This window comes from Acinetobacter pullicarnis (assembly GCF_006352475.1).
GTDB classification, from domain to species: Bacteria; Pseudomonadota; Gammaproteobacteria; order Pseudomonadales; family Moraxellaceae; genus Acinetobacter; species Acinetobacter pullicarnis.
In genome coordinates this window covers 3,102,268-3,115,634 of sequence record NZ_VCMZ01000001.1, presented here as the reverse complement: position 1 = coordinate 3,115,634, position 13,367 = coordinate 3,102,268, and the positions used below count along the sequence as shown (strand labels likewise).

14 protein-coding genes are annotated in these 13,367 nt (G+C 42.9%); 11 read left to right on the top strand and 3 right to left on the bottom strand.

Going from position 1 to position 13,367, the window contains the following annotated elements:
* The 7 genes from nuoI to upp all read left to right on the top strand — a co-directional run bounded on the left by nuoI (position 1) and on the right by upp (position 7,227).
* A complete protein-coding gene (gene nuoI / locus FD716_RS13850) occupies positions 1 to 537 on the top strand; it encodes an NADH-quinone oxidoreductase subunit NuoI (RefSeq protein WP_139852878.1) in 537 nt (178 codons plus the stop codon).
* A complete protein-coding gene (nuoJ, locus tag FD716_RS13845; protein WP_171477107.1) occupies positions 537 to 1,064 on the top strand; it encodes an NADH-quinone oxidoreductase subunit J in 528 nt (175 codons plus the stop codon). The genes nuoI and nuoJ overlap by 1 nt, the downstream gene beginning before the upstream one ends.
* On the top strand, positions 1,064 to 1,372 hold the full coding sequence (gene nuoK, locus FD716_RS13840) for an NADH-quinone oxidoreductase subunit NuoK (protein ID WP_139852876.1): 309 nt from the start codon (positions 1,064 to 1,066) through the stop codon (positions 1,370 to 1,372). Before nuoJ ends, nuoK begins: the two co-directional genes overlap by 1 nt.
* Positions 1,369 to 3,258, top strand: a complete 1,890-nt coding sequence (gene nuoL, locus FD716_RS13835; RefSeq protein ID WP_139852875.1) for an NADH-quinone oxidoreductase subunit L — start codon at positions 1,369 to 1,371, stop codon at positions 3,256 to 3,258. The genes nuoK and nuoL overlap by 4 nt, the downstream gene beginning before the upstream one ends.
* Position 3,259: 1 nt before the next feature.
* On the top strand, positions 3,260 to 4,870 hold the full coding sequence (nuoM, locus tag FD716_RS13830) for an NADH-quinone oxidoreductase subunit M (protein ID WP_139852874.1): 1,611 nt from the start codon (positions 3,260 to 3,262) through the stop codon (positions 4,868 to 4,870).
* A gap of 3 nt (positions 4,871 to 4,873) precedes the next feature.
* Positions 4,874 to 6,439: an NADH-quinone oxidoreductase subunit NuoN gene (gene nuoN, locus FD716_RS13825; RefSeq protein WP_139852873.1), complete on the top strand. Its 1,566-nt coding sequence runs from the start codon at positions 4,874 to 4,876 to the stop codon at positions 6,437 to 6,439.
* Between the two features lie 152 nt (positions 6,440 to 6,591).
* Complete coding sequence (gene upp / locus FD716_RS13820) at positions 6,592 to 7,227, top strand: uracil phosphoribosyltransferase (protein ID WP_139852872.1); 636 nt, start codon at positions 6,592 to 6,594, stop codon at positions 7,225 to 7,227.
* 76 nt (positions 7,228 to 7,303) lie between these two features.
* Here upp and gigC read toward each other — a convergent pair whose 3' ends face one another.
* Positions 7,304 to 8,182: a LysR family transcriptional regulator GigC gene (gene gigC / locus FD716_RS13815; RefSeq protein ID WP_139852871.1), complete on the bottom strand. Its 879-nt coding sequence runs from the start codon at positions 8,180 to 8,182 to the stop codon at positions 7,304 to 7,306.
* 83 nt (positions 8,183 to 8,265) lie between these two features.
* Between gigC and FD716_RS13810 the strand changes: the two genes are divergently transcribed.
* Positions 8,266 to 9,027 carry a ferredoxin--NADP reductase gene (locus tag FD716_RS13810; protein WP_139852870.1) on the top strand — a complete coding sequence of 254 codons (762 nt, stop codon included), beginning with the start codon at positions 8,266 to 8,268 and terminating at the stop codon, positions 9,025 to 9,027.
* Positions 9,028 to 9,058: 31 nt separating this feature from the next.
* On the opposite strand, the gene FD716_RS13805 is transcribed toward FD716_RS13810, so the two are convergent.
* On the bottom strand, positions 9,059 to 9,481 hold the full coding sequence (locus tag FD716_RS13805; RefSeq protein WP_139852869.1) for a hypothetical protein: 423 nt from the start codon (positions 9,479 to 9,481) through the stop codon (positions 9,059 to 9,061).
* A 166-nt stretch (positions 9,482 to 9,647) separates the two neighbouring features.
* On the opposite strand from FD716_RS13805, the gene FD716_RS18935 reads away from it, so the two are divergent.
* From FD716_RS18935 to FD716_RS18930, 3 genes are all read left to right on the top strand, one after another.
* A complete protein-coding gene (locus tag FD716_RS18935; RefSeq protein WP_171477052.1) occupies positions 9,648 to 9,791 on the top strand; it encodes a hypothetical protein in 144 nt (47 codons plus the stop codon).
* Between the two features lie 274 nt (positions 9,792 to 10,065).
* Positions 10,066 to 11,664, top strand: coding sequence for a mechanosensitive ion channel (locus tag FD716_RS13800; protein WP_139852868.1), 1,599 nt, complete (start codon positions 10,066 to 10,068; stop codon positions 11,662 to 11,664).
* An 88-nt stretch (positions 11,665 to 11,752) separates the two neighbouring features.
* The gene (locus FD716_RS18930) at positions 11,753 to 11,926 is read left to right on the top strand and encodes a hypothetical protein (protein WP_171477051.1); all 174 of its coding nucleotides are present in this window, start codon (positions 11,753 to 11,755) and stop codon (positions 11,924 to 11,926) included.
* Between the two features lie 16 nt (positions 11,927 to 11,942).
* Here the strand turns inward: FD716_RS18930 and FD716_RS13795 are convergent, their stop codons facing one another.
* Positions 11,943 to 13,142 carry a BaiN/RdsA family NAD(P)/FAD-dependent oxidoreductase gene (locus FD716_RS13795; RefSeq protein WP_139852867.1) on the bottom strand — a complete coding sequence of 400 codons (1,200 nt, stop codon included), beginning with the start codon at positions 13,140 to 13,142 and terminating at the stop codon, positions 11,943 to 11,945.
* Positions 13,143 to 13,367: the final 225 nt, after the last annotated feature.

The following is a 13,367-nucleotide window of genomic DNA, read 5'->3' as shown; positions in this document are numbered from 1 at the left end:
ATGTTTAAAATTCTAGCTGGAGTCGGGTCAATCGTTCGTAGCTTGTGGATGGTATTTAGCCATGTCACACGTAAACGTGACACGATTTTATATCCTGAGGTGCCAGTCGCTGTACCACCACGTTATCGTGGACGGATTGTGTTAACCCGCGACCCAGATGGTGAAGAGCGTTGTGTTGCTTGTAACCTGTGTGCGGTTGCGTGTCCAGTCGGCTGTATCTCATTACAGAAAGCAGAAAAAGAAGATGGTCGTTGGTATCCGGAGTTTTTCCGTATCAACTTCTCTCGCTGTATTTTCTGCGGGATGTGTGAAGAAGCGTGTCCGACCACCGCGATTCAAATGACCCCAGATTTCGAATTGGGCGAATATGTGCGTCAGGACTTGGTCTATGAAAAAGAGAACTTACTGATTTCAGGTCCAGGCAAATATCCAGACTACAACTTCTATCGTGTAGCGGGTATGGCGGTTCAAGGCAAAGACAAAGGTCAAGCACAGAAAGAAAGTGCACCAGTAGATGTACGGAGCTTATTACCATGATTTGGCCATTCTATTTAATGGCCATCGTGGCCATTGTTTCGACCCTACGCGTTGTGACTAACGCGAACCCGGTGCATGCTTTACTCAGTTTGATTGTGTCTTTATTGGCAGTTGCTGGCATGTTCCTTACCATCGGCGCACCGTTTGCTGCGGCACTTGAAGTGATCGTGTATGCAGGCGCCATTATGGTGTTATTTGTTTTTGTGGTGATGATGCTCAATCTTGGTCAGGATACTGTTGACCAAGAACGCAAATGGTTAAGTTCAGATGCCTGGGCTTATCCTGCATTGATGTGTTTCCTCCTGGGTTTGACTTTAGTGTGGATCCTCGCATCTGATTACAGTGCACCAAGTACTCAAGGACTTGTAATGGGAACTGGCATGATTGGCCCGAAAGAAGTGGGTATTGCGCTGTTCACCAAATACATCTTATTGGTTGAAGTTGCAGCAATGTTATTGCTTGCAGCTTTGGTTGCAGCATTCCACTTAGGCAAGCGTGAATCCAGTGCAGAAGAGGAAAGACAATAATGGGCAACATTCCTTTAGAACATGGTTTGATCGTTGCAACGATGCTATTCGCACTGGGTTTTTATGGTGTGATGGTACGTCGTAACCTTTTATTTATGTTAATGAGTCTCGAAGTGATGATGAATGCCGCTGCGTTGGCATTTGTTGTGGCAGGTAGTGCCTGGATGCAGCCAGACGGTCAAATTATGTTTATCTTAATTCTGACTTTAGCGGCAGCAGAGGCGTGTATCGGTCTTGCGATCGTACTTCAGTTTTATCATCGCTTCCATCATTTGGATGTGGATGCTGCTAGTGAGATGCGCGGATGAGTTTATTAGCTTTAACAATTTTATTCCCACTCATTGGTTTTGTATTGTTAGCAGCAGGGCGCAACAAGCTCCCTGAAACTGTTGCAGCAATCATTGGTGTGGGTGCAGTGGGCTTATCAGCGCTTGCTGCATTATTTGCGGGCATCAATTTCGTCAACAGCAACGCAACCAGTCAAGTGGTCCATTTATGGACGTGGTTTGATGTCGGTAATTTAGCACCGGGCATGAGCTTACATCTTGATGGCTTGTCTTTGTTGATGTTGGGTATGGTGACTGGGGTTGGCTTCCTGATCCACATCTTTGCCGCGTGGTATATGCGTGGTGAAGAAGACTTTGCTCGTTTCTTCTCTTATTTCAACTTGTTCGTTGCGAGCATGTTGCTGTTGGTGTTGGGCGATAACTTAGCGTTATTGTTCCTCGGTTGGGAAGGTGTAGGACTTTGTTCTTATCTACTGATTGGTTTTTATTATAAAACCCCTGCCAACGGTTTTGCTGCAATCAAAGCATTTACGGTAACCCGTGTGGGTGACGTCTTCTTGCTCATTGCAATGTTCTTGCTCTATCAACAATTTGGCACGCTACACATTGCGACCATCGTTGAAAATGCACCAACTGTTTTGGCACTGAGTTCATCGTTAACCATTTGGACTGCTTTAATGTTGTTCTTGGGTGCTGCAGGTAAATCTGCACAAATCCCATTACAAACATGGTTGGCCGATGCAATGGCAGGCCCAACACCGGTTTCAGCGTTAATTCACGCTGCAACCATGGTGACTGCTGGTATTTACTTAACCAGCCGTATGTTCAGTGTGTTCGAAATGGCACCTGAAGTATTGATGTTCATCTCAATTACTGGTGCGGTTACTTTATTGGTTGCTGGTTTTGCCGCTTTGGTTCAAACCGACATCAAACGTATTTTGGCTTACTCAACCATGAGTCAGCTCGGTTATATGTTTATGGCGGTCGGTGCAGAAGCGTATCAAGCGGGTCTATTCCATATGCTGGCGCATGCGTTCTTTAAGGCATTGTTATTCTTGTCTTCTGGTGCGGTGATCTTGGCATTCCATCACGAACAAAATATCTTCAAGATGGGTGGTCTATTCCACAAAAACAAATTCTTGTTTGCCTGCTTCGCAATTGGTGGTGGCGCACTCGCTGCAATTCCATTTATCACGATTGGCTTCTTCTCGAAAGATGCGATATTGGGTGCAGTTTGGGTCAAAGGCCAAGCGGTTTCAATTTATAACTGCTTGTACTGGGCTGGTGTTGCTGGTGCTTTCCTCACGTCAATTTATACCTTCCGTCTTATTTGGGTGGTGTTCTTTGGTGAAGCGAAAACTGAATATCATCCGATCAAAGGCGCAACCTATTGGGCACCATTGGCAATATTAGCTGCACTTTCTACTGGCTTGGCATACGTGCTGATTGAGCCTGTGAAAAAGCTATTGACCAGTGCCAATATTCCAGCCTTTGAAATTCCTGCAACTTTAGAAGCAGGTGCACATGCAGCTGAATATACTGCGGTGGGCATTGCTTTGGTTGGCTTGGTGGTTGGTATCGTTTTATTTGCTTTTGCTTACAACTCTGTAAAAGCTTTCGCTCAAACCTCATTGGGTGCTGGCCTTGCCAATATCTGTCGTAATGCATTTGGTTTTGATGCTTTGTATAACATCGTATTCGTTAAACCTTATTTGCTATTGGCGAAGATCTTTGGTCGTGATCCGATTGATGGTTTCTGGCTGTTACTGCCTGCAATTGTAAAAGGTGGTCATCAGTTTAGTAGTTCACGTCAAACAGGTTCATTACGTGAGTATGCATCAAGCATGTCGCTCGGTGTCATTGTCTTACTAATGATCTTGATCGTGATCCAGATCGTGGGGAAATAAAATGGAAACTAATAATTTAATTTTGCCCGCGTTGATCTTGGTTCCGTTCATTGCAGGTTTTCTGTGTTGGGTCGTCGACAAAGTCGATAAACACTTGCCGCGCTATATTGCATTGCTCGGTATGTTGTTGACTTTGGTCCTAACCGTCGTCCTTTGGGGGCAGGGTGGTTTCAGTTATGAAATCGGCCAAGCAACCCCAACCTGGGCTGCTCAATTCTATGTGCCATGGATCAGTGCCCTCGGCATTAATATTCACCTTGCAGTCGACGGTTTATCGTTACTGATGGTGGGCTTAACCGCACTCTTGGGTGTATTAGCTGTTGGCTGTTCTTGGGGTGAAATCCAAAAGAACGTTGGTTTCTTCCACCTGAACCTATTGTGGTCTTTGGGTGGCGTAATCGGTGTATTCATTGCAATCGACATGTTCTTATTCTTCTTCTTCTGGGAGATGATGTTGGTGCCAATCTATTTCTTGATTGCACTTTGGGGACATTCAGGTACAGCAGGAAAATCACGCGTTTATGCAGCGACCAAATTCTTCCTCTACACCCAAATTGCGGGTCTGATCATGTTGATCGGTATCCTCGGACTGGTGTTATTTAATGCCATGGTTGTAGGACAGCCTTTAAGTTTTGCTTATGCAGATCTTATGAATGCAGCACATATTCTTGAAAGAGAATATCCAAGCGTGGCTTATGGATTCATGCTGTGTCTGTTTATTGGTTTTGCAGTGAAGTTACCGGTATTCCCATTACATGGTTGGTTGCCAGATGCGCATGCGCAAGCACCCACTGCGGGTTCTGTCGACTTGGCTGGTATTCTGATTAAAACAGCGGCTTATGGTTTATTGCGTTTTGTCATTCCTTTCTTCCCATTGGCATCTGCTCAATTTGCAGATTTCGCGATTATTTTGGGTATGATCGGGATTTTCTACGGCGCATGGTGTGCTTTCCAGCAGACCGATATGAAACGTTTGTTGGCTTATACCTCAATTTCGCACATGGGCTTCGTGTTATTGGCACTTTATGCCGGTAATATTCTGACCTTCCAAGGTTTGATGATCATGATGTTGGCACACGGTCTGTCTTCAGCAGCACTGTTCATTATGTGTGGTCAGGTTTACGAACGTGTACATACCCGTGATATGCGTTTAATGGGTGGGATACGCGGTCAACTTCCTTATCTATCTTTCTTCTTAATGTTCTTTGTTGCTGCGCTGGTCGGTATTCCAGGTCTGGGTAACTTTATTGGTGAATTCCTCATCCTGATGGGATCGTTCAACCAATTCCCAGTGTTCACGATTATTGCCGCAATCAGTCTAGTTTTTGCTGGTCTGTATGGTTTGATCTTGATTCACCGCACGCTATTTGGTACGCCAAATGAACAACAGCAAGCACATTATACAAACCCACTCAAAGATCTCTCTGCGCGTGAGATCAGTCTATTGATGGTTTGTGCAGTCGGTTTACTTTGGCTCGGTCTCTATCCACAAAGCTTCCTTGATATTTCTCATTCAAGCATGGCGTGGATTACCAATAGCTATTTACCGGTTCAAGAAGTCGTTGAAGCAACCCAACAGGTTGTCATTCAACAAACTGTGGAGATGCAATAAGTCATGAACTTCACACTTTCATTTAATGAACTTATGCCATTGGCCCCAGTGATGATTGTGGCGTTAACCGCCATCGTGGTGATGATTTTGATTGCGATTAAACGCAATCATAATCTGATCGCGACAACATCGGTTGTGGGTTTAAACCTTGCGGTTGCTTATATTTTATATACGGTATACCTCAGTCATACAGCTGCTATTTCAATCATGGGCTTGTTCATGGTTGATAGCTTTGCCTTGTTCTATCAAGTGATTATCTTGATCGCTGCATTGGCATGCTGCACCTTGTCTCATGCGTATATCGAGCGCTACAAAGACAACCGTGAAGAGCTTTATCTCTTAATGTTGATCTCGACTGCGGGCGCAATGTTAATGACGGTAAGCTCAAACTTTGCGGCACTGTTTATTAGCCTTGAGTTAATGTCAATTCCAGTTTATGGACTTGTGGCATATACCTATCAGCGCAGTAAATCACTAGAAGCGGGCATTAAGTACTTGGTCCTTTCTGCGACTGCTTCTGCGATGTTGTTGATGGGTATGGCGTATATCTATGCAACGCTTGGTTCACTGAGCTTTGCAGGTCAAGCAGATGATATTTCTCTTGCGCTGATGTTAAAAGAAACGCCTGAACAGTTAATGGCGTTACAAACATATTTGCCTGTTTATGAGACTTTATTCCAGTCACCAGTGATGATTCTAGGTCTAGGCCTGATGATTGCTGCGATTGCGTTTAAATTGTCTTTAGCGCCATTCCATAAATGGACACCTGATGTTTATCAGGGCGCACCAGCACCAATTGCAACGTTCTTAGCAACTGTGTCTAAAGTAGCCATGATTGGCTTCTTAATTCGCTACTTGCTCACTTCTGGTGTGGTGAGCATTGACTCAATTCGCACGATTATCGTGATCATTGCTGTGCTTTCAATTTTGGTGGGTAACTTCTTGGCAGTGAAGCAAGTTAATCTAAAACGTATTTTAGCTTACTCTTCGATTGCTCATTTTGGTTATCTATTGCTTGGTCTCATGAGTGTTTCGTTCTTGAGCCTCACTTCAATCAATGTCTATGTACTGTCTTATGTACTGACCACGATTGGTGCGTTTGGGGTAGTGACCTTGATGTCGAGCCCATATAACAACCAAACTGAAGCAGAAAGCTTGGCTGATTATCGTGGTTTGTTCTGGCGTCGTCCGATCTTAACGGCAACTTTAACCGTGATGATGTTGTCTTTGGCGGGTATTCCGTTGACGGCTGGTTTTATCGGTAAATTCATGCTGATTATGACCATGGTTTCAACTCAACATTGGTTCTTTGCAGCAATGGTTATTGTCGGCAGTGGTATTGGTTTGTATTACTACTTACGCGTGATGATCGTGATGTATATGACTGCACCGGTTCAACCAAGTGTTGATGCAGAGCATAACTGGGGCCAACAAGCAGGCGGCATCATGGTGTTGTTTGCAGCATTCTTGGTGATCTTACTCGGGGTTTATCCAAACCCAATGATCGAGTTGGTGAAAGGCCTGGAAATCCTCAGCCCATTGCAAATCATCTTGGCTAAATACAGCTAATTTAATGTTTGCATGAAAAAGGCCCTCATTGATGAGGGCTTTTTTCTGTCTCATCAATAACCTAAAAAAACATGAATATTCTTTTTGTACTCCAACTGATAAAAAACATTTATAATAGCGGCAATTTATCGTTATGTTTTAGGTAGTCTCCCGTGCCCATTCAAGAAATTAGACATCCACTGATTCAGCATAAACTTGGCTTATTACGCCGCACGGATATTAGCACTAAAAATTTTCGCGAACTTGCTCAAGAAGTCACCATGCTTTTGACTTATGAAGCAACGCAAGATTTGACTATGTGTGATCAAGAAATCTCAGGCTGGGCCGGTAAGGTGGTGACTCAGCGTATTGCAGGTAAAAAAATTACCGTTGTTCCGATTTTACGTGCTGGTATCGGCATGTTAGAAGGCTTTCTCAACCTTATTCCAAGTGCCAAAGTTTCTGTACTTGGTTTGGAGCGTGATGAAGAGACACTCGAAGCACGCACCTACTATAAGAAGCTGGTACCGGATGTACAAAACCGTATTGCAATGATCATCGATCCAATGTTAGCAACAGGTTCATCTCTTGTGGCAGCAATTGATGTGCTCAAAGCCAGTGGTTGTAAAGATATTCGAGTGATGGTTTTGGTTGCAGCACCAGAAGGGGTTGCACGTGTCGAAAAAGCTCACCCCGATGTGATGATTTTTACTGCTTCAATTGATGAAGGCCTAAATGAACACGGCTATATCGTGCCAGGTCTTGGTGATGCTGGTGATAAAATCTTTGGTAGTGTACAAAAAGACTAGTCACACCGAAGCTGAAGCTTGCTCCGATCAAAAAACAGCGCAGTGCTTTGATAAGAACCCCGCTGTTTTTTTTGGCTTATTCGTTGCAAAACTGCATAAAGGTTTTTAGGCCAGGCCCTTGATACTTTTGACGATGGACCAGCATGAATAGCGGGCGGGTGAGTTGCCAGAAGGGTGTATCTAAAATAATTAACCGGCCATTGTCCAGCAACGGTTGAATCGCCAACTTGGAAATACAGGACATGCCTAAGCCACCAGCAACAATTTTTAAAATGGCTTCATTATGACCTAAGGTCAGACGAATCTTGGCATTTTGAATATCTTTTAAAATCGCTTGATCAAAGACTTCACGCGTACCTGAACCTTCTTCTCTTAAAATCCATTCAATATGATTGAAATCTTGTGGTGTGAGTTCACGATTAAGCTGCGCCAGAGGATGATCTGGTGAGCAGCAGACTGCCATTTCATCGTCGCGCCAGTGAATACATTGTAATTGAGGAAGATGGCAAGAGCCTTCAATCAGTGCCAAATCAAGCTGAAACTGACTGACCGCTTCAATCATTTGTCGCGTGTTGCCGACTTGTAATTGTAAGTGAGCTTGAGGTTGTTGCTGTAAAAAATTGGCCATTAAATCTGGCATTAAATAATCGCTGATGGTCAGTGTTGCACCAATACGAAGATCAATACTTTGTAACTCACCTTTGGCGGCTTGTTCAAAAGCTTCGCAGCGGCCTAAAATTTCTAAAGCTTGGGGCAATAAAAAACGCCCTAAATCATTTAACTGTAGTCGTTTTCCCAGACGGTCAAAAAGCACCGTACCTAAACCATCCTCAAGATCCGCTAAGGCCATACTGGCAGCACTTTGTGTGAGCCGCACAGCTTCGCTGGCTTTAGTAACGGTACCCTCTTGAGCAACTGCAACAAAAACAGCCAATTGGCGTAAAGTCATGCGCATGTAATATGCCTTTATTTTTTAAATATTCATTGGTTAAGCAGTCATGCTACCATGAGCACTGTCTTTCGTGCCACGTAGAAATCATGTCTCTCGATAAGTTTACTTTAGAAAAAGTCCTGTCCGTACATCGTTGGACAGATAATTTATTTAGTTTTACGATGACACGCCCTGCACATTTTAAATTTACAGCAGGTCAGTTTGCGCGCATTGGAATTAAAGTCGCAGATGATCTTGTTGTTCGTGCTTATTCTGTGGTGTCTTCTCCTTTTGATGAAACGTTAGAGTTTTTTTCTATCGTCGTTCCTGATGGTGCTTTTACATCTCATTTGCAACATCTTAAAGTGGATGACGAAATTTATTTAGAAAAAATCCCCTATGGTTTTCTAACCTTAGCACGTTATCAAAAGCCACTGCCCAAGGATTTATGGTTGTTGGCGACTGGAACTGGCTTAGCACCATTTTTATCAATGTTACAAGACTTTGAAACTTGGCAAAATTATCAATCTATTCTGCTGGTCTATAGTGTACGTAGCGCAGCTGAATTGGCCTATGTCGATCAAATCCAACAGATTGTAGATAACTTTGCCGAAGGGCATAGCGGATTTCAGTTTGTGCCGATTATTACCCGTGATCCACAAGCAGATTTACATGAACGTTTGCCGATCTTAATTGAAAATGGTCAGCTTGAACAGAAAGTTGGATTACAGTTCAATCCAGAATCCACCCATATTATGCTCTGCGGTAATCCACAAATGGTAGAAGACACCAAAGAGGCTTTAAAAGCGCGTGGACTCAGTATGAATAGACGTGGTGAAGGAAATATTGCGGTCGAAAATTATTGGTAAGTAGAAATTAAGACAATCTTGGCAGATTGTCTTAATGGACGAACATGTCCATAAACTCACGTAATTCTGCGATTGCTGTTTCAACATCGCTGTTTAACCATGTCGGCTCAAATAGGCCAGCATAATGTTCTAAGCGATCTTGGGGCACAATCAGGCGGACAGGACAGTCCTCTTCAAGCAGGCGCCATGGAATGATTGGGACTTCTTGATCAAGATAAGCAACAACATCACGAATATCAATAATCAGCGCATTAATGCAGTCAGGGAAAGGCATGACTGAAAACTCATCACTGCGTCTACGGAAATATTCGAGATCGCCCCATTGCAATAGCTCGCTTGGCTTATGAAATTCGATAATTCCAATAAGATGCTCGTCGCGCGTGTGATGTAGAAAACATTCATGTGTAACATCAGTGTCTAAATCAAGCGTGACATGCTGCCGTTGATAAACCATAGCAACCAGAACAGAAAAGTGGGCGCTTAGTATAGCTTAGTTTCTTGCAGAGAGGCGCTATTGCAGCGTTACCAACCAATAAAATATTTTACACAAGACAACAACAGCGGATGGGCTGCATTGCTAAGATTAATGGCGTCGATTGTTTAATCGGGAGGTGACTATCATGCAACATGATTTCAGCAAACCATCTCATGTAACCAGTGCTGAAGAATTGAAAAGAAAACAACGTTTGCCAATTTATATGTTGATATTGGTTGGCTTATTTCTGGTCGCAATGCTCAGCTTTCTTATTTCTCATACGGTTTAGCCCGCTATTCAACGTTCTCAGAAAATAAACATGTGCTCAGTTGATCTGAGTGTTAGACACATAGGTTATGGTCACATCACTGAAAAAAGGCTTGAGCGATCTTTTTATGCTCAGGCCTTTTTACAAATAAAAGCCAATGTTTTGTTGTATTTATGCTGTATTTCATTGATTAAAAAAAAGACTATTATTATGGTGGTAAACAGATTATTAGAAAAACATTTTAACAAACTTTTAAAACATTGCTTTAACGCAATGAAAACATGAGGGCATAAGCATGCGTGACGATTTGACTCGTGATATTACAGGCCGGTTTGACATGATGTATTACTGGGATCAATTTCAGCCCATCATCGCTGCAGTGGCAATTTTACTTTTAGGATGGTTGCTTGCATTAATTATTGCTGCAGGTGTTAAGAAATTACTCAATAAGCTCAATACTAACCATAAGCTGTCAAATGCAGCAGGGCATACGACAGAAACTGCGTCATCCCCAAACTATGAGTCGATTTTAGCCAAATTCGTATTTTGGTTTATTTTAATTTTCGCGATTATTGCAGCACTGAATGTACTGAATATTAGCGGTGTAAGTGGCCCATTAAGTGCCATGATCACACAATTCTTGGTATTTGTACCGAATCTTATTGCAGCACTCATTGTCGGTTTTGTGGGTTGGATCATTGCACGTTTTATTCGTGCTGCACTCACCAAAGCCCTGTCAAAGACTCAGCTTGATGAAAAGCTGAGCAGTGAAGTGGGTATCAGTACCATCAGTGAAAATATTGCTGATATCGTTTATTGGCTAGTGTTGTTACTGTTTTTACCGATTATTTTATCGATTCTTGGTTTAGATGGTTTATTACTTCCAATTCAGAACATGCTGAATGATGCCGTTGCCTTTGTGCCAAATATCTTTATGGCTGGGGTGATTCTATTTATTGGTTATGTTTTGGCGAAGATCGTTCGCGGTATTGTTGAGGGTTTGAGCAACAGTCTGAACGTTCAGCAATGTGCTGAAAAAGTTGGTCTCTTTAAAAAGTCGAATGTCACCAAATTATTGGGTTCATTTATTTTTACCGTGATCATGATTACGGCACTGATTGTCGCCTTTGAAGCCTTGGGTGTACGTGCAATTTCTGATCCTGCAACAGCGATGTTGTATGAAGTAATGAATGCTATTCCACAGATTATTGCGGCAGGTTTAATCCTCGTTGTGGCTTATGTGGTTTCACGTTTTGTCGGACGCTTAGTCGCTGAATTGGTTGCTGGCACTGGCGTAGACAACATTCCTGCGAAGTTAGACTTACAACGTTACTTAGGTGAAACCAAAGTTTCAGGTATTGTTGGTTTTCTGATCGTCTTCTTCACCATGCTGTTTGCCGTGTCAGAAGCTGCAAATCGTTTGGGTCTAGATCAAGTTCGTGATTTGATTGCGATGTTTATCCAATTTGGATCAAATATCTTATTAGGTGCGGTGATCTTGGCAATCGGTTTCTGGTTAGCCAATGTGGTGGCCAATATCGTACAACGTGGCGAATACAATAGCTCACGCTGGTTGGCCAACTTAGTCCGTATTTTAATTATGGGCCTCGTCATTGCAATGGGCCTTAAAGCCATGGGGATTGCAGATTCGATCGTCAATCTTGCGTTTGGCTTGACCTTGGGTGCAGTGGCTGTGGCCTTTGCCTTGGCATTCGGTTTGGGTGGGCGTCAACCTGCTGAGCGACTATTGAGCGATTTCATTGACTGTGCGAAAAAACAGAAAGATGAAGCGGCTGCGAAACAGTCGACAGTGCAACCAACGTTGAGTGTGAAAGATCCAGCGACATCTAAAGATGACAATGCACAAAGTCCGTCGAAAGATGACCTGAATTAACCTTTAAATAAACTCAAAAATCGATCACGCTGATGCGTGGTCGATTTTTTTTATGCGAATTTAAGTCAAGACAAATTAGGGGGAGCATATGCCAACAAGGAAACCCAATAGATTTTTAGCACCAGTGATCATTGCGGGGATCACGGTTGGCTTCTTAGTCAGTGCTTATAAATTCATTTTTGCAAAAAAACAGCATCAACCATCAACGAATGCGCAAGCTGAAATAGGTACGACGACAACGCTGCAAGATATTGAACGATAAGCTTGATGAGGCGTACTTATACATATTGCGCAGCGGCATAAGCAGATGACCAAGCCCATTGGAAGTTGTATCCCCCCAAATGTCCGGTGACATCTAAAACCTCACCAACAAAATACAAGCCTTTTTGTTTTTTACTTTCCATGGTCTTTGATGAAACCTCGGTCGTATCCACACCACCTAAGGTCACTTCAGCGGTTCTATAACCTTCGGTACCTGAAGGTTTTACTTCAAAGGCATGCAGTTGCTGGGCTATTTTAATCAACTTATCATCGCTCATTTGCGCAATTGCAGTCTCTGCATCTGCGGGCCAAATAAGTTGCTGCAATTCGAGTAAAATACTTTTGGTGAAGAAATCACTCAGGAGGGTGCGAATCAGCACTTTGGGTTGTTGGGTTTTTTTCTGGATTAAAAATGCTTCGAGATCTTGATGTGGCAAGAAATCAATTTTGAAACTTTGTCCCGCCATCCAATAGTTCGAGAGTTGTAAGGCACTTGGGCCACTGAGCCCGCGATGCGTGAACAATAAAGCTTCATTAAATGCATTCAGTGGATTACTGAGGGTCACATCAAGGGCATTACCACTCAGACGTGTAGTCACTTCTTTAAATTGATCCGAGAAAGTAAAAGGAACCAAGCCAGCACGGGTCGGATGAACATGATGCCCAAACTGTTTTGCCAGTTGATAGCCAATACCAGAGCCACCTAAGGTTGGAATAGACAAACCACCCGTCGCAACAACGAGAGACTCGGCCTTGAAATCACCTAGTGATGTTTTGACAGAATAACCTTGATCTTCTAATTGTTGTACCGCAGTGACTTCACAACTACTCTGAATGGTGACGCGTTGGGTCTTTTCACATAGATCCAGTAGCATCGCCAAAATTTCTTTGGCACCTTTTAATGTAAATAGTCGACCATGATTGCGCTCTTCATAGCTAATCCCATAATCACAAACCAAACCAATAAAATCCCATTGGCTATAACGCGATAAAGCAGAAATAACAAAATGTGGATTATGTGAAATGAAATGCGCAGGTTCGACATCCATGTTGGTAAAGTTACATTTACCGCCACCAGACATTAAGATTTTTTTGCCAATTTTATTGGCTTTTTCTAAGACCAAGACTTTGCGTCCACGTTGTGCGGCCAATGATGCCAGCATCAGTCCAGATGCACCTGCACCAAGCACAATAACATCATAGTTTAAGTGGGACATGTGAAACTCATCAAGGTCTAAAAGGTGGGCAGTATAGCCAAATTTTCAGTATTTTTCAGGATAAATCTTGGGAGTGAGGGATAAAGATATTCAGTCAAAATGTTTTGTGAAACCAAGCTTAGCGCGCTTGGTTTGCTTTTCAAAACTGAATGAAGTTGTGATTTATGCTTTAAAGTACGGCTACTTCTGTGACTTTATGTAAAAATCATCGCATGCGAAATCTCA

What these genes read in the sequence shown, in the direction of transcription:
- nuoI (WP_139852878.1), top strand. Translation starts at nt 1, where the DNA reads ATGTTTAAAATTCTAGCTGGAGTCGGGTCAATCGTTCGTAGCTTGTGG.
- nuoK (WP_139852876.1), top strand. Translation starts at nt 1,064, where the DNA reads ATGGGCAACATTCCTTTAGAACATGGTTTGATCGTTGCAACGATGCTA.
- nuoL (WP_139852875.1), top strand. Translation starts at nt 1,369, where the DNA reads ATGAGTTTATTAGCTTTAACAATTTTATTCCCACTCATTGGTTTTGTA.
- nuoM (WP_139852874.1), top strand. Translation starts at nt 3,260, where the DNA reads ATGGAAACTAATAATTTAATTTTGCCCGCGTTGATCTTGGTTCCGTTC.
- nuoN (WP_139852873.1), top strand. Translation starts at nt 4,874, where the DNA reads ATGAACTTCACACTTTCATTTAATGAACTTATGCCATTGGCCCCAGTG.
- gigC (WP_139852871.1), bottom strand. Translation starts at nt 8,182, where the DNA reads ATGCGCATGACTTTACGCCAATTGGCTGTTTTTGTTGCAGTTGCTCAA.
- FD716_RS13810 (WP_139852870.1), top strand. Translation starts at nt 8,266, where the DNA reads ATGTCTCTCGATAAGTTTACTTTAGAAAAAGTCCTGTCCGTACATCGT.
- FD716_RS13805 (WP_139852869.1), bottom strand. Translation starts at nt 9,481, where the DNA reads ATGGTTTATCAACGGCAGCATGTCACGCTTGATTTAGACACTGATGTT.
- FD716_RS18935 (WP_171477052.1), top strand. Translation starts at nt 9,648, where the DNA reads ATGCAACATGATTTCAGCAAACCATCTCATGTAACCAGTGCTGAAGAA.
- FD716_RS13800 (WP_139852868.1), top strand. Translation starts at nt 10,066, where the DNA reads ATGCGTGACGATTTGACTCGTGATATTACAGGCCGGTTTGACATGATG.
- FD716_RS18930 (WP_171477051.1), top strand. Translation starts at nt 11,753, where the DNA reads ATGCCAACAAGGAAACCCAATAGATTTTTAGCACCAGTGATCATTGCG.
- FD716_RS13795 (WP_139852867.1), bottom strand. Translation starts at nt 13,142, where the DNA reads ATGTCCCACTTAAACTATGATGTTATTGTGCTTGGTGCAGGTGCATCT.